Source organism: Bacteroides ovatus (assembly GCF_001314995.1).
In the GTDB taxonomy this organism is placed as follows: domain Bacteria; phylum Bacteroidota; class Bacteroidia; order Bacteroidales; family Bacteroidaceae; genus Bacteroides; species Bacteroides ovatus.
The window spans coordinates 1,972,125-1,988,243 of record NZ_CP012938.1 but is presented as its reverse complement, the minus strand read 5'-3'; the positions used below and the strand labels follow the sequence as shown (position 1 = coordinate 1,988,243).

Below are 16,119 nucleotides of genomic sequence, written 5' to 3'. Positions count from 1 at the left end.
GTATATAATAAGCGGTGAACTGTAAGCGGTGAACGATAAACAGTAAACGGTGGATATTTTGTAGCATGATTATGCGCAGCTTTGTTCATCATTTACCGTTTATCGTTCATCGTTTTTTTCTTTCCCGTTTATTATTATCTATCCTTTAACTTCTTTTAGCAATATCCATTGCAGCATTCCTCAAACTCTCGCGTCTAATGAGCAAACGACGCAGACATACGTTCGATTTTAAAAAAAGTAATTGACTTTGGAAAACGAGATAGAACTGATAAAGGGCTGTCGGGCAGGAAAGGATTCAGCCCGAAAGGAACTTTACACTCTCTATTCCAAGCAGATGCTGGCGGTATGTTTCCGCTATACGGGCGATATGGATGCGGCGCACGATGTACTGCATGACGGTTTCATCAAGATTTTTACCAACTTTTCGTTCCGGGGTGAGTCTTCACTTTGTACATGGATTACCCGGGTGATGGTTACTCAATCACTCGATTTCCTGCGACGGGAGAAGCGAGTCAGCCAGTTGGTAGTGCATGAAGAGCAGCTTCCCGATATACCGGATATATCGGATTCGGGAGGAGGGGCTGGAATCTCCGAAGAGCAGTTGATGGCTTTTATTGCCGAATTGCCGGATGGTTGCCGAACCGTTTTCAACCTTTATGTGTTTGAAGAGAAATCGCACAAGGAGATAGCCAAGATGCTTCATATTAAAGAGCATTCATCTACTTCGCAGCTGCACCGGGCCAAATATTTGTTAGCAAAAAGAATTAAAGAGTATAGAAATCATGAAGAAAGAAAATGATGAAATAACCGATCTGTTTCGCACGCGTCTCGCTGATGCCGGGATGAGTGTACGGGATGGCTTTTGGGAAGAGCTCTCGCAGGAAATTCCTGTGGCTTGCCAGCATCGTCGTCGGATTCTGCTCTTCCGTGTAGCGGCTGCGGCATCTGTATTGCTTGTTTTGGCAGCCTCGTCGGCTACTTTCTTGTATTTCTCTCCAAAGGAGGAAATGGAAGAAGCATTTACAAAGATAGCCGTGACGAATGGAGGACAGATGGATGGAGATGGAATACGCGTCAATCAGTTGCCGTTGCCGGTAGAACCGGTGTTGCCGAAACCGGCTCCGAAATCTTACGGTATGCTGTCGCAATATACGGAGGAAGAAGATTCTCTTTCAATCACTTTCTCTATGTCGTTTTCTTTTTCTTCCACTACTTCTACGGGAAATGGCAACCGATATGGTAATCAGGGGCATAATGGTTATTGGCAGGCAACAAACGGTAATACAGAATCATCTGTCGCTTCGGAAGAACAGTCGAATGTCGATATGTCTCAACCCAAAGCAGTGAAAAAGCATCGCTGGGCGATGAAAGTTCAAGTGGGTACAGCACTTCCGGCAGATAACGGTACTTATAAAATGCCGGTTTCCGCAGGGGTGACGGTAGAGCGTAAGTTGAACGATTTTCTTGGCATAGAAACCGGATTGCTCTATTCGAACCTCCGTTCTGCAGGGCAGCACTTGCACTATCTGGGAATCCCCGTTAAAGTGAACGTGACATTGGTAGATACGAAAAAAATCGACCTTTACGCTACTGTAGGAGGAATAGCCGATAAATGTATTGCCGGTGCACCGGACAACAGTTTTAAAGAAGAACCTATCCAGCTGGCAGTGACTGCCGGTATTGGAATCAACTATAAGATTAATGACCGACTTGCTGTTTTTGCCGAACCCGGAGTTTCGCATCATTTTAAGACAGATTCGAAATTGGCTACGGTACGAACAAAACGGCCGACTAATTTTAATTTACTTTGCGGACTCCGCATGACGTATTAATCCTTATGAAAATGAAAAAAACACTACTAATGCTGTGGATGGCTGTTTGCCTGATCGTATCCTTTACAGGATGCACCAGCGAAGAAATGGATTATAACAATCCGGATGTTGCTCTTTTTGTGAAGCAATTGAAGTCGGGTACGTACAAGATGAAGAATGAAAAAGGGGTGGTGGAGGTTCCTCATTTCACGGAAGAGGATATCCCCGAACTTTTAAAATATGCAGAAGATCTGACTATTATCCCTTCTTTTCCGTCGGTTTATAATATGAACAACGGTAAGATTCGGTTGGGTGAGTGTATGCTTTGGGTGATTGAATCTATCCGTCAGGGCACACCTCCGTCATTAGGTTGCAAAATGGTATTGGCGAATGCTGAAAATTATGAAGCAATCTATTTCCTGACCGATGAGGAAGTACTCGATGCAGCCGCTTGTTATCGTAGTTGGTGGGAAGAACGCCAATATCCGAAAACGAGATGGACAATTGATCCGTGCTACGATGAGCCGCTTTGCGGATCGGGTTATCGTTGGTGGTAATAAAGGGGGAGGAGCCTTCGGAAAGTAAAAAATAGGAAACATTCATGTGGGAATATTTGTTTGTATCAGTAGTCTTTTGCTGCTGACAGGGGGATTATTACGCTCAAAAGATAGCCTCTTATACGTACAAATGTATATGAAGTGCTCCGAAATATAGGTAATGAAAGAGTAAAAAGAATGGATGGATTAAAACGGGTTATAACAACGATGGCACTGTGCCTGACCGCTGTATTTGCATATTCGCAAGTATGGACGGCGCAAGATTCTTTGCATTTGAAGAAATTGCTGGAGAGTGACCAGGAGTTGCATTTAAATATGGATGCTGTGAAGTCGATTGATTTCGGAAGCGCAGTGGGTACTCCCCGGATGTCGGAGGAGAAAAGCTGGATGATGCCTGACGAATCGCTTCCTGAAGCGTTGCCTAAACCGAAAGTGATGTTGACTCTGATGCCATATAAAGCGAATACCCGCTATAACTGGGATCCCATCTATCAGAAGAAGATAAAGATCGATAAAAATACCTGGCGGGGTGATCCTTTCTACGAGATACGCCATCAAAGATCTTATTCAAACTGGGCACGCAATCCGATGGCAAAAGGAATGCGTAAGTCGTTGGATGAGATACAGGCGAGTGGGGTGCGTTTCCGTCAGTTGGGTGAACGTGCTAACGGAATGATGGTGAACACGGTAGTGATGGATGCACCTATTCCCTTGTTTAGTGGGAGTGGAGTGTATATCAATGGTGGAACTATCGGCGGACTTGACCTGATGGCTGTCTTTACAAAAGATTTCTGGAATAAGACGGGACGGGATAACCGTGCCCGCACATTGGAAGTGTTGAGAACTTATGGAGATTCTACCACTGTGTTGATAAATAAACCAATCGAACAGATTGCCCGTTGAAGGCGTTATAATGATGTGTTGATGTAGCAATGCGCTAATGTACTGACTAGAGAATGTTTGTAATTGAATAATTAGTATATTTGTGTGTTGTTATGTTGGCGCATTGTTATATAGCTCTGTCGCTATTATTGGTATCTTAGTATATTAACTCATAGATAAATTATTGGTTATGAATAGAATTACTTCTCTTCTGGGTATTCAGTATCCTATTATTCAAGGTGGTATGGTGTGGTGCAGCGGTTGGCGTCTTGCTTCTGCTGTGAGCAATGCCGGTGGACTGGGATTGATAGGTGCCGGTTCCATGCATCCGGACACTTTACGCGAGCATATCCGTAAATGTAATGCGGCCACAAAATTGCCTTTTGGTGTAAACATTCCTTTGATGTATCCCCAGATAGAAGAGATTATGAATATTGTGGTGGAAGAGGGAGTGAAGATTGTTTTTACCTCTGCCGGAAATCCGAAAACGTGGACTGGGTGGTTGAAAGAGCGTGGAATAACGGTTGTTCATGTTGTTTCTTCTTCCCGTTTTGCTGTAAAATGTGAGGAGGCTGGAGTAGATGCGGTAGTGGCAGAAGGGTTCGAAGCCGGAGGGCATAATGGACGCGAAGAAACAACGACTTTCTGTTTGATTCCGGCTGTACGTGAGGCAACAACATTACCTTTGATAGCTGCAGGAGGTGTCGGCACAGGGGAAGGAGTATTGGCTGCTATGGTGTTGGGAGCCGAAGGGGTGCAGATAGGAACCCGTTTTGCTCTTACTGAAGAGAGTTCAGCGAGTTCGGTATTTAAAGATTATTGCTTGAGTCTCAGAGAAGGGGATACTAAGTTGTTGTTGAAAAAGCTGGCTCCGACACGTTTGGTAAAGAATGCTTTCCGCGAAGCGGTGGAGAAGGCTGAAGATAGTGGAGCTAGTGCTGAAGATTTGAGAACTTTATTAGGACGGGGGCGTGCTAAAAAAGGAATCTTCGAAGGTGATCTGGAAGAAGGGGAATTGGAGATCGGACAAGTTTCGGCAATCATATCCCGTCGGCAGTCTGTGGCAGAAGTAATGAACGAATTGGTAGCGGCTTATCAACGGGCGGCAAAGAAAGATTATTTATTTTAAAGATATAGCTCACCACAGAGTAATACAAAGTCTTGCAGAGTTTTTTTAAAAGATCATCAATCGAAGGCGTAAGACATTGAGATGGCCTTATTTGGAAAAAGAAAAAACTCTGCAAGGCTTTGTGTTACTGTATGGTGAAAATGCATAGTTATAGGCTGATAGGATCGTACTTTAAACCAAATACGTCGGCTACGGCCTTATAAACGATTTTTCCTTCTACGATATTTAATCCGAGTGCTAATGCTGTATTTTCTTTGCAGGCTTTTTTCCATCCCTTATTTGCTAAAGCGATCACATAGGGGAGGGTAGCATTGGTCAGTGCAAGGGTGGAAGTGTAAGGTACAGCTCCCGGAATGTTAGCTACTGCATAATGAACGATTCCATCTACAATATAGGTCGGTGCACTGTGAGTGGTCGGGTGAGAGGTTTCAAAACATCCTCCCTGATCGATTGCTACATCTACTAATACTGTGCCGGGCTGCATCATTGAAAGCATCTCTTTGGTAATCAAATGTGGTGCTTTATCACCGGGAATCAGTACAGAGCCGACAACTAAATCTACATCCGGCAATTCTTTTCTGATTCTTAGTTCGGATGCGTATAATGTCTTTACATTCTTCGGCAGTGTCTCGCTCAAATAGCGCAGACGTGCCAGATTTATATCTGTAATAGTGACATCTGCCCCCATTCCAGCAGCCATTTGTGCGGCATTGCTACCTACAACTCCACCTCCTAAAATTAATACTTTAGCCGGTTTAACACCTGGTACACCTCCCAAAAGGATACCTTTTCCGCCTTGCGGTTTTTCCAGAAAACGGGCGCCTTCCTGGATAGACATACGTCCGGCAACTTCACTCATGGGAATTAATAAAAGTAATGAGTGGTCTGCTTCTTCTACAGTTTCATAAGCCAGGCATATTGATTTGTTGGAGAGCATGGCGAGGGTTAACTCCCGGTCGGAAGCAAAATGGAAATAAGTGAATAGTAACTGTCCTTTTCTGATTAAGTTATATTCGGTGACTATCGGTTCTTTCACCTTTACGATCATCTCGGCAGTGGCGTAAATATCTTCTATTGTTGGCAGGATATGTGCGCCGACAGCTTGATATGCTTCATCCGGAAAACCGCTATTTATTCCCGCTGTATGTTGGATAAATACCCGATGCCCTTGTTTTACCACTTCAGCCACTCCCGAAGGTGTCATGCCTACACGGTTCTCATTGTTTTTGATTTCCTTTGGTACTCCGATAATCATAATGTTGCGTATTAAAGATTTAACATGTTCGAAAGTACGAAAAATCCCCTTACGTTGTTGTTCGTAAGGGGATGTTTTAGAACAGAATGTCTTCGCGTGTTGAGATGAATAAATGCGTAGAGTGGTTGTTTTATAGACATTCACTGCCCTGCTTGTTGATTTTCATGCTTTTTCCATAGAGACCCACTCGAGCTATGTTGTTATAAAAGGGTTCTGCAATATCGTACTTAAAAGGAAGTACTTCTTCATTATCTTTGTTTATGTATCCCCACTTGGATGACTGGCTTTCAATGCAAACAGCAGCCAATCCTTCGGAAAAAGAGCATCCGTTATCATATTCCAGCGGAATGACAACTTCTCCTTTCTTATTAATGAATCCTACTTTGTTGTGTAGTGAGACGAGGGCTAATCCTTCCGCGAATTGCTCCATTTGACTGTAAGTCGGTGGAAGAATGTAGTTTCCTTGTCTGTCAATCAGTCCCCATAATCCATCGTGACATACTCGTGCACATTCTTGCTCAAACGAGTGAGCGGCTGCGTATTTAAACGGAATCCGTATTTGTCCGGTATGGTCGATGAATCCGTATTGAGAATTGAGTACTACCATCCCTAATCCTTCTTTAAACGAGAAAGCCCGTTCATACATTAGAGGAATGACAATGTCATACTCTTTATTAATGTATCCCCATTGGATTTTTCCTTTTACCGGAGCCAATCCTTCGGAGAAACGGCCAATTGCCGAGAAGCGCTTTTTCTTATTAGCTACCCCATAAGCTAAAAAAGAAGCGAAGAACTTTGTAATAGTGCTGCTCATTACCTTTATTGTTTGTGTGGTAAGCGTCCGGATACCATATATATACAAGAGAAGCGTGGACGTCGTTAGTTCATTCTATTCAAGGCTCTGGTAAACCTATTGGGAAATGAACAACAGAGTCCACGCCCTTGCATATAACAAAGACGTGAACGCTTAGTTGCCATTATCTCCCCAATTAAAGAATTTACCAGATTCTGAATAGAGATAATATTCTAAACGCTTCTACGTTATTAATCGTAATAAGTCGCTACAAAGATACGGATTTCTTGTTAAAGAACAATGCTTTTAGGGGATAAAGATTTAATGGTGAATGAGGTAGGTGTACAAAATGAGAAATGGCTAGTAGATAGATTAAAAAAAGCTCCTTTTACGCTTTAGGTAAAGGGAGCTTTTTAGTCTATGATGTCAGGCGGTTTGTTTCTATGAAAAATGCTTGGTTATTAGTTTAAAAGTCCGGGATTAGCATCAATTGCATCTTGTGGAATACGCAATGTGTAACGGGAATCATCTTGTACAAGTGTGTAGGTTACATCTTCAATTTCTTTTTTGATTTCCGGTCGGGTAGTTCGGCGTAAATCAAACCAGCGATGGCCTTCAAAAGCAAGCTCGCGAGCACGTTCTTTCAGAATTTCTGTGACTAGCTTTTCTTGGCTCATCGCATTTATTTCATTCTTTTTCTGCTCATAACCTTCTGATGTATAACGATTCTCTATTAGTTTCAAGAGCCGGGTACGTGCTTCAGGTAATTTGTTTAAATGTGCAGCAGCTTCTGCTGAATTTAAATAAAGCTCTCCGGTGCGGAAAGTACATTTGAATTTAGATTCACCACTTTTGATGGAAGTATAATTTCCATTTTTATTTGCTTGATAATACTTGTTTGGACGTAGATCTTTTCCTTCCTCATATTCTTGTAAAAATGAAGGGTAAAGTAAGAGTGATCCGGCATAATCGCTATTTGGAAAAACTTCATAGGCAGTGATCATTTCTACAGATGTAAATTCATTAGGAAGTTTGCCTCCTTCATCATTTAGGTTTACCAATGTCGATTTTCCGGCTAATATACGTTCCGAAGCTTCATAAGATTTGCTCCATTCACCCATGTATAAATATACCCGTGATTCCATAGCATCTACTGATAATGTTGAAAAACGGTATGAATATTGAATTTCCCATTCTTTTTTATTAATCAGTTTCCGTGCTGTTTCTATATCAGATAAAATAGAGGTATATATTTCCTTTACAGTATTTCTTGATGGTATTTCTTCTAAATCAGTATTGAGTTTTAGAGGAACTGCTTTGGTTTCTAATGCTCCGGTAGCTGTATAAGGTTGTCCATAAAGATTGACCAATATGAAATGCATATATGCTCTCATGAGGTAAGCTTCTCCAACTAATTGATTAATATCTTCTTGGCTTCCTTCTGATATTTCATCTTTTTTATCGATGATTGCGTTGGCATAATAGATATTGGTATAATAGGCCGCCCATCCAAATTGTCTCGTACTTGCATTCGGATTAACATCATTCCATTTTTCAACATCTCCTAAAGAATTTTTGGAAGTGGCATCAGACTGTAATATGGTTGCGATATCTGTTCTGATTTCGCATATTCCTCTGTCATTGAGTGCTGTATTGTAAGCTGTTGTGAATAAAGCTCTGTATTCAGCTAGCGTATTGGGAATTACTTGGCCTACTGGTTGTATGTCCAAATAACTATCACAGGAAGATAATAACAGGCTTCCTATTAATGTGAATATATAATATATTTTCTTTGTCATAATATATTTTTTAAAAGTTAAGACTTAGATTGAAGGTAATGGATTTGGGAACTGGGGTAGAGTATAAGTTGCCCATTGACTCCGGATCCATATAATTATCATAATTAGAGCTGATAACGAATAGGTTACGAGCCTCTAATCCTACAGTTGCTCCGCCGATACTTAGTTTATGAAGCCATTCGGATGGAACCCGGTAAGCAAGACGTATATTTTGTAGACGTACAAAGCTTAGCTTTTTTACCCAGATATCCAGTGATCTGTAAATGTCATTTCGAGTACTGAACAAGTAGTAGTCGGCCGGATTGTAATTGTACGTTGCTAATGCAGGGAACTTTCCTGTTGTATTTTCCGGTGTCCATCTATCCAGTATGTCTCTATTCATATTGCGCCCTGGGTCTAAGTCGGATACATTATAACTTGGAGTTGTTTTTACGTGTGCTCCAAAATTATATGAAAAATTCAGATTCAGTTCCCAATTTCGGTAATTGAACGTATTTAGAAAACCGCCCGTGTAGGGAGCATCTGACGTTCCAACATAGCTGTAAAAGTCTCTTTGTTCTTCAGTACTTGGTCCTATTTGGTAAGTGCCAAGACCATCTTCATTCGATGTCATTCTGAATAACTCTTCTACAGTGACAGCTTTTCCCTCTTTATTCTCAAGATAGATTTGTCCTGTATCAGGATTTATACCTTTTGTTTTTAGTGCAAAGATTGCACCTACAGGATATCCTTCCAGACTAGGAGTCACTTGGCTTTTATCTGTAAGTACTTTTAGTACTTTATTTTGATTATATGCGAAGTTGAAAGTAGTGTACCAAGAGAAATTTTTAGTGGTGATATTACGTGTCTGCAGGTTTATTTCTACACCTTTATTTTCCATACTAGCCCAGTTTATAGACATATTAGTGAATCCATTTTCTAAAGCTAATGCTTTAGAACCAATTAAGTCTGTTCCTTTTCTATAGTAGTAATCTACACTAAGATTGATGGCTTGATTGAGTACAGAAAAATCTATTCCTAGATTGTAAGATGCAGTTTTTTCCCAGCGTAATTTACTGTTGGGAGCACTATTGATAATAATATTTTCTTCACTGTAACCAGGTAAAATATTCACATTATCATATTTTCCGACTAGGAATGGAGAGGTTCCCTTATCAATATTTCCTTGTAAACCATAAGAAAGGCGAAGAGCTAAATTATCAATCCATTTGTATTGTCTAATGAACGACTCATTTGATAAACGCCATAGACCACTTACCGAATAGATTGGTAAGAAACGGTATTTCTTATCTACTCCGAATAAATCAGAACCATCCATGCGCACACTTCCTCCCAATGTATAACGATTCATTAAAGTATATGAACCATTGGCAAAGAAAGAAGCAAAAGCGTTTTCCTTGTACGATTTAGTTTTTAGATTCCAATCATTGGCTTGTGCTTCATCTTTAAATATGAGATTCTGGAATGTTAGTTTCTTGGGATCATATCCGTATCCGGTTGAGGCTTGGTTGTCTACCCAGTTTTTGCGAATTTCCGAACCAGCCATTATTTGTATGTCATGTATATCCCCAAATGTGTTTTTGTATTCTCCTTGGATTTTCCATGTGAGTTGTGAGGTTGTACTATTAGTTGTTTTAAGCATGCCTCCTTCTGGTATAAGATAGGTTTGTACACCATTTTTCCAATATTTATTGGTTTCACGTATATTCCTAATATTATATGAATTTATCCCGGCATATTCTTCTTGCGACAATTGATCCCATTGCACACCAATCTGTGAATAAACTTTCCACTGATCGTTAAAACGTAGCTGAACATCAAAGATAGAATTGATGGCTGTGGTGACAGATTCTTTATTGGTGTTTGCTCGTTCTTCGAATATATTAAAGCCTTGCTTTTCATCTGTTTCATTACTTCTGACTACGTCGTAATCGTAAAGGTAGTTTCCTTGTTCGTCAAACGGAGCAAAGTAAGGGTTGGCGATACGTGAATAATATATAGGGTTAATAAGTCCGTAAGTATCAGTCATAAATGTGTTATTCTTGCGTCTGTTGGCAAAAATAGACATTCCAATTTTTAATATTTTGTTGATTTGGTAAGACGTTTTACTGGTCAGATTAAAACGGCTCATGCTTACACCTGGTACATTTCCGTTTTCTTTGACATAACCAAGTGAGTTGTAATAAGTAACCTTTTCGCTACCACCGGAAATGCTAAAGTTATATTCTTGCGTGAAAGCATCTCTGAATAATATATCATTCCAGTCTGTATTGATTGTTTTCAGTTTGTTTATAGCATTTTGGGCTTCAGGTGTCAGTCCGTTCCACCCCTGTTCTTTATAGATGTCTATTAAGTTATATTGTTTCATGATAGCAGCAACTTTTCCTTTTTCAGGAAATACCGGTATCGGATCTGTTAATCCCCATAATATGTCAAACCGTGCTTCTTTTAATAATTGAAGTTCCAAATCGACTTTCTCTTCCGAGTTTAGTAAGTTGAGTCGTGAAGTATTGAGATTTGGAGTATAAGTCAATTTAGTATTGAAGTTAATAACAGGTTTTCCGGTTTTTCCTCTTTTGGTTGTTACCACAATTACACCATTTGCAGCACGTGCGCCATAAATGGCAGTAGCAGCTGCATCTTTTAATATCGTAATGCTTTCAATGTCGTTTGGGCTCAAACCTGCGATAGAAGATTGTGACATATTTACAATGTCATTATCGTTATCTTTGTTAATCTCTGGAATATCTGTCCCCTCCAAAGGTATTCCATCCAATACCCATAATGGGTCTTGTGTTCCATTTAATGAAGCCGTACCACGAATACGAATACGTGCTGGAGCTCCCGGTGCACCAGAAGTTGTCGTAACAGCTACACCGGCGATTTGTCCTGCTAACGCCTGATCGATACTTTTTGCAGCACCTACCATTCCATCTGTAACATCTACTTTGGCAATGGCAGCAGTCAGTTTACGACGTTCCAGTTCTTGATAACCAGTTACTACTACGTCTCCTAATGTGTGTGATGAAGCTTGAAGTACAATACGATAAGTATCTTTTCCTGCTTGCAAAACGATGTCTTGTTCTTCAAATCCTATATAACTACAATGTAACCTAGTCACCTTTTCCGGAATGGAAATGGAGAATTTACCATCCATATCAGTGATAGTACCTAGAGAAGTCTGTGATGCTCCGGCCTTTTTCAAGTCATCTGCGTTAACATATACGGAAGCACCGATCAGAGGTTCATTATCTTCACCGGATATAACGACTCCGGTGATTGTACGATTAGCAGCGCTGGCAAAGGCCAGCGCATTTGCAAAGAGGCATATAAGAATGCACAAGTATTTTTTTCTCATTAATGTAGATAGTTAAAGTAATAAGTGGTTTTATTTGATTCCTAAAGCAGTATTAATACGTAGAATCATGTCCTCATAATGATAGCGTGCAGCAGTATCGGAAGTTCCGAGACGGTTCTGCAACAACTTCTTGATACGTAATAATTCACCGCGTTTCACAGAGATAGCATCTGAAATACGGTTGAGCTGACTGCCATAGAAATTGAGCACACGTGGAGCACCCATCCGGTCTTCCTGACGAAGTGCACGTTGTTCGGCAGCGTAACAGCTACAGAAAGGAGTAGCGTGGTCAAGCAAGAAATGCTCGTTTGCAATCTTCTTGTTGATTTTAACGGCTTCCGGTTCTGCAGCGGCTGTAAGTAATGCATCGAGGAAGTTTTTCTGCAAAGAACGTTCCATAACATTAGGGATACCACCGCGTTCGGTAACACCGAAAATATTCTTATGAAGTCCGTCCATAAGTTCCACTACTGTAAAGGCTTTCTTTCCGTTGACAGATTCATTCTCTATCATACGCATCAAACGAGTATTGCCAAGTAAATCCCAAAGGATATAGGCTTGGGCGTTCTTTAAGATTTGTGTAGGAGCATTTTCCTGTTTTCCGATGGGAGTATTGCGAAGTAGATAAGTATATTGCCCCACTTCCGTGTCAAACAGCCATTTAGGGTATGTCAAAACTTCATCCATCAGAAATTTCAGTGAAGCTTGTTGTTTCTCTTTCTCTACGAATGTATAAGTTTTAACGCCGTCTCCTACAATTGTATTTTCAATGTAGATGCCGCCAATATTGGCAAGGACATGATATAAATAGTTGTTCCATTGGTTGATTACAGCGTAGTAGAGGCGAGATGCTTCTTCATAAGTTTGTCCCTTCTCACCGGTAGTAGTCCATTGAAGAATTTGTGGAACGATACGTTTCAGATTCTCAATGCCAAGTAAAGAAGAGCGAACCGGATCATCACCTAAATCTTCGTTCTGTGCACGTGGATCTACCGCATCGCGGACATCCTGTGCTTCACTATATTTATAAAGCCGATCAGTATGTTTGCTCAAGAAATCGAATAAAATATCCTTTTCTTCTTCCGGAGTACTCTTTCCGTACCAACGATATCCATATTCGATAGCGAACATATCGTATGGACCGATATGCGGAGAAAGAACTTTCACGCCATCTCCAGGCTGTGCGATATAATTGAATCGTGCATAATCCATGATAGATGAAGCGGTAGAGTTCATTCTGGAAGTGAATGCTTCGGAACGTAATGAATCTGTCGGGAAAGCCCATGAACCCATCATATTGTGGCGGAGTCCCAGAGAGTGGCCTACCTCATGACAGGCAACGAATCGAATGGCATCTCCCATCAAAGCATCAGGCAATTGTACATTACGTGCTTCCGGACACACTGTTCCGGTCTGGACAGTAATCCATTCACGTACCATAGAAAGCACATTGTGCCACCACATAATATCAGCTTCCAGAATTTCTCCGGAACGTGGATCTAACAGAGAAGGTCCCATTGCATTTTTCTTTTCTGAAGCTGCATAAGTCAGTACGGAGTAGTTGACATCGTCCATATCTACATGCATACTGTCCGTGATTTCCTTGGCGATAATCGCATTCTTGAAACCAGCCTTTTCAAAAGCAATCTGCCAGTCCTCAATACCTTTCTTAATGTACGTACGCCATTGGTAAGGCGTTGAATTATCAATGTAGAAGACAATCGGTTTGGCAGGTTCCACCATCTGACCTTTCAGATAAGCCTCCCGATCTTCCGGTTTGGGTTCCATACGCCAGCGGGTGATATACTGTGTCTTATCCGTACGCTGCTGCGCATCACTAAAACTTAATAACGGATTCGTGAAATAACCGACCTTCTGATTGTCGAACCGTCCCATCATCGGCTTTTCGGGTAATAAGAGAATAGAAGAACTAACTTCCACCGTTACATAAACAGTAGTAGTACCTTCCGTTACCCGGGTAGTCAACTCGGAAGTTGCCACGACATTGTTTGAAAAGGATTTGATGGATAGAATACGTGATAAATTCTTGATAGCCGAAGTACCCAGATTAATATTGGTAAATACGTTATTGATACTGGTTTCCGTACCATCATAAATATCATTCACCTTGATTACTAATGCCGTAGAATCTGCATTGACTGCTTCGATCTTGAATGCGGCAATCAGCGGAGAGATAAAATTATCCTTTACCGAACGGAAGATAGCGTCCGTTTGGGGGGCCAGAGGTAATGGACGTTGTTGGCGTAACATTAGTTTGCCCGTCGCTTTGTCCCATTCCATGCAAACCATCTGGTTTTCATAGTTTACTCCGCGGTTTACACCCGCATCATTAAGTTCGGCAGGAACTCGTTGCAGCTTATTGACAACTAATAAGTCACGTCCCAAAAGTGAGGTGGGAATTTCAAAATAATAATCATTCTTCTTTTGATGTACAGCAAACATCCCTTTGGTCGTTTTACTGTCTTCCACTAATTTCTCGTAGTCGCTTTTACTCTTCTCTTCTTTCTCTTCTGGTTTTTTCTTTTTCTTTTTAAACCAACTCAGATTTTCTGTAGCGGGGGTAGTTGCAAATGCCGAGAGCGCTTCTCCACTCAGCAATATACATGCAATGACCGCTGCCATTACTTTTACATACATTCTCATTGAGTTTCTAACTTTTAATTATAATTAAAAAACGGCTACAAAAGTACTAATATAAATAACATAATGACTACTAATTTGCAATGAATATAACATTAAAAAGAAATATTAACTAGTATCTACGGTCATCATTCTCCTCGGATATTTCATAGTTTAGTGGGAATAGTGTACATTTGCGGGAGTAAAAAAGTGAACGGAATGATGAGACGATATATCACTGCTTTGATGCTGGCTTGCTGCATCGGAGGGTATGGACAAGAGAAGAAGCAAGTAACCTTTGTACCTCCTTTTGACTTTCCTCTTACATTGAGTGGGAACTTTGGAGAAATCCGCTCCAATCACTTCCACGGCGGACTGGATTTTAAGACAGGCGGAGTTATCGGTAAACCCGTTCGTGCTCTCGCTGATGGCTATATTTCGCGTATTCGCGTCACGAATGGTTCGGGATATGTACTTGATGTCTGTTATCACAATGGCTATTCAACGATCAACCGCCATTTGAGTGGTTTTGTTTCTCCCATTGCCGAAAGGGTGGAGAAACTTCAATATGAAGAAGAAAGCTGGGAAGTAGAGATTGTTCCCGAACCGGGAGAATATCCGGTAAAAGGAGGCCAGCAGATCGCATGGAGCGGAAACACCGGATATTCGTTCGGTCCGCATCTTCACCTGGATGTATTTGAAACGGAATCGGGAGATTATATTGACCCTATGCCTTTCTTTCAATCGAAAATAAAAGATACGCGTGCTCCGAAAGCGGATGGTATCCTATTTTTTCCACAACTGGGTAAAGGAGTAGTGGATGGAAAGCAAGAGAATAAAACCATCCTTCCCAATAGTGAGCGTCCGGTGGAAGCATGGGGAGTGATAGGCGTGGGGATCAAAGCATACGATTACATGGATGGAGTGAATAACCATTATGGAGTTTATTCGGTTGTGCTTACAGTAGATGGCAATGAAATATTTCGTAGCACCGTAGATCGCTTCTCGCAGGAAGAGAACCGGATGATTAATTCCTGGACTTATGGGCAATATATGAAATCATTCATTGATCCGGGCAACACTTTGCGTCTGCTAAAAGCATCGAATGATAACCGTGGCTTGGTGACGATTGATGAGGAACGGGACTATCAGTTCTTATATACATTAAAAGATGCTTTTGGAAACACTTCCAAATATAGTTTCACCGTACGGGGGCGGAAACTGCCGATTGAACCGTTGAATCATCGGGAGAAATATTATTTTACCTGGAATAAGACTAATTATCTGCAAGAACCGGGATTGAACTTGGTTGTTCCGAAAGGAATGTTGTATGATGATGTTCCCCTCAATTATCAGGTGAAGGCGGATAGTGGTGCCGTTGCTTTTACTTATCAACTGAATGATAAGGCGGTTCCGCTGCATGCAGCTTGTGAACTGTGTATCGGGTTGCGTAGAAAACCAATTGCCGATACGACGAAATATTATGTGGCCCGCATAACTCCAAAAGGAGGAAAGTACAGCGTAGGCGGAAAGTATGAAGACGGATACATGAAAGCATCTATCCGGGAGTTGGGAACTTACACTGTTGCCATCGATACCATCCCGCCGGAGATTATCCCTGTCAACAAGAATCAGTGGGGAAGAAACGGAAAAATTGTCTATCGTTTGAAAGATCAGGGCGCGGGAATTGCTTCCTATCGTGGAACGATTGACGGAAAGTATGCGCTTTTCGGACGTCCCAATATTGTGAAATCATACTGGGAATGTACGTTGGACCCCAAACGCGTAAAGAAAGGAGGCAAGCATACTGTTGAATTTACAGTGACCGACTATTGTGGGAATGAAACAGTGGCCCGTGAAAGCTTTGTTTGGTAAATTATTAAAAGTGAATCATA

11 protein-coding genes are annotated in these 16,119 nt (G+C 41.2%); 6 read left to right on the top strand and 5 right to left on the bottom strand.

All coding sequences use genetic code 11. The annotated features are described in order from the left end of the window. Window positions 1-247 precede the first annotated feature (247 nt). The 5 genes from Bovatus_RS08040 to Bovatus_RS08020 all read left to right on the top strand — a co-directional run bounded on the left by Bovatus_RS08040 (window position 248) and on the right by Bovatus_RS08020 (window position 4,379). Complete coding sequence (locus tag Bovatus_RS08040; protein WP_004300758.1) at window positions 248-799, top strand: RNA polymerase sigma factor; 552 nt, start codon at window positions 248-250, stop codon at window positions 797-799. Next, window positions 783-1,832 (top strand): porin family protein, encoded by a 1,050-nt coding sequence (locus Bovatus_RS08035; protein WP_004300757.1) that lies wholly within the window; start codon window positions 783-785, stop codon window positions 1,830-1,832. Before Bovatus_RS08040 ends, Bovatus_RS08035 begins: the two co-directional genes overlap by 17 nt. An 11-nt stretch (window positions 1,833-1,843) precedes the next feature. Then, window positions 1,844-2,368 carry a DUF4943 family protein gene (locus Bovatus_RS08030; protein ID WP_004304253.1) on the top strand — a complete coding sequence of 175 codons (525 nt, stop codon included), beginning with the start codon at window positions 1,844-1,846 and terminating at the stop codon, window positions 2,366-2,368. 177 nt (window positions 2,369-2,545) lie between these two features. Beyond that, a complete protein-coding gene (locus Bovatus_RS08025; protein WP_004300755.1) occupies window positions 2,546-3,271 on the top strand; it encodes a DUF4858 domain-containing protein in 726 nt (241 codons plus the stop codon). A 169-nt stretch (window positions 3,272-3,440) separates the two neighbouring features. Next, on the top strand, window positions 3,441-4,379 hold the full coding sequence (locus Bovatus_RS08020; protein WP_004300754.1) for an NAD(P)H-dependent flavin oxidoreductase: 939 nt from the start codon (window positions 3,441-3,443) through the stop codon (window positions 4,377-4,379). 148 nt (window positions 4,380-4,527) lie between these two features. On the opposite strand, the gene ald is transcribed toward Bovatus_RS08020, so the two are convergent. From ald to Bovatus_RS07995, 5 genes are all read right to left on the bottom strand, one after another. Continuing rightward, window positions 4,528-5,634 carry an alanine dehydrogenase gene (ald, locus tag Bovatus_RS08015; protein WP_004300753.1) on the bottom strand — a complete coding sequence of 369 codons (1,107 nt, stop codon included), beginning with the start codon at window positions 5,632-5,634 and terminating at the stop codon, window positions 4,528-4,530. Window positions 5,635-5,764: 130 nt separating this feature from the next. Further along, window positions 5,765-6,448, bottom strand: a complete 684-nt coding sequence (locus tag Bovatus_RS08010) for a WG repeat-containing protein (protein ID WP_004300751.1) — start codon at window positions 6,446-6,448, stop codon at window positions 5,765-5,767. 440 nt (window positions 6,449-6,888) lie between these two features. Then, window positions 6,889-8,226: a RagB/SusD family nutrient uptake outer membrane protein gene (locus Bovatus_RS08005; RefSeq protein ID WP_004300747.1), complete on the bottom strand. Its 1,338-nt coding sequence runs from the start codon at window positions 8,224-8,226 to the stop codon at window positions 6,889-6,891. 10 nt (window positions 8,227-8,236) lie between these two features. Continuing rightward, window positions 8,237-11,584, bottom strand: a complete 3,348-nt coding sequence (locus tag Bovatus_RS08000; protein WP_004300745.1) for a SusC/RagA family TonB-linked outer membrane protein — start codon at window positions 11,582-11,584, stop codon at window positions 8,237-8,239. A gap of 30 nt (window positions 11,585-11,614) precedes the next feature. Next, entirely contained in the window at window positions 11,615-14,248 is a 2,634-nt protein-coding gene (locus tag Bovatus_RS07995; RefSeq protein WP_004300744.1) for a zinc-dependent metalloprotease, read from the bottom strand. A 198-nt stretch (window positions 14,249-14,446) separates the two neighbouring features. On the opposite strand from Bovatus_RS07995, the gene Bovatus_RS07990 reads away from it, so the two are divergent. Further along, window positions 14,447-16,099, top strand: a complete 1,653-nt coding sequence (locus tag Bovatus_RS07990; RefSeq protein ID WP_052588010.1) for a M23 family metallopeptidase — start codon at window positions 14,447-14,449, stop codon at window positions 16,097-16,099. Window positions 16,100-16,119: the final 20 nt, after the last annotated feature.

Bases quoted from the DNA above. Each gene is read 5' to 3' on its own strand.
- Bovatus_RS08020 (WP_004300754.1), top strand. From the start codon at position 3,441: ATGAATAGAATTACTTCTCTTCTGGGTATTCAGTATCCTATTATTCAA.
- Bovatus_RS08010 (WP_004300751.1), bottom strand. From the start codon at position 6,448: ATGAGCAGCACTATTACAAAGTTCTTCGCTTCTTTTTTAGCTTATGGG.
- Bovatus_RS07995 (WP_004300744.1), bottom strand. From the start codon at position 14,248: ATGAGAATGTATGTAAAAGTAATGGCAGCGGTCATTGCATGTATATTG.
- Bovatus_RS08035 (WP_004300757.1), top strand. From the start codon at position 783: ATGAAGAAAGAAAATGATGAAATAACCGATCTGTTTCGCACGCGTCTC.
- Bovatus_RS08005 (WP_004300747.1), bottom strand. From the start codon at position 8,226: ATGACAAAGAAAATATATTATATATTCACATTAATAGGAAGCCTGTTA.
- ald (WP_004300753.1), bottom strand. From the start codon at position 5,634: ATGATTATCGGAGTACCAAAGGAAATCAAAAACAATGAGAACCGTGTA.
- Bovatus_RS08000 (WP_004300745.1), bottom strand. From the start codon at position 11,584: ATGAGAAAAAAATACTTGTGCATTCTTATATGCCTCTTTGCAAATGCG.
- Bovatus_RS08025 (WP_004300755.1), top strand. From the start codon at position 2,546: ATGGATGGATTAAAACGGGTTATAACAACGATGGCACTGTGCCTGACC.
- Bovatus_RS07990 (WP_052588010.1), top strand. From the start codon at position 14,447: ATGAGACGATATATCACTGCTTTGATGCTGGCTTGCTGCATCGGAGGG.
- Bovatus_RS08030 (WP_004304253.1), top strand. From the start codon at position 1,844: ATGAAAAAAACACTACTAATGCTGTGGATGGCTGTTTGCCTGATCGTA.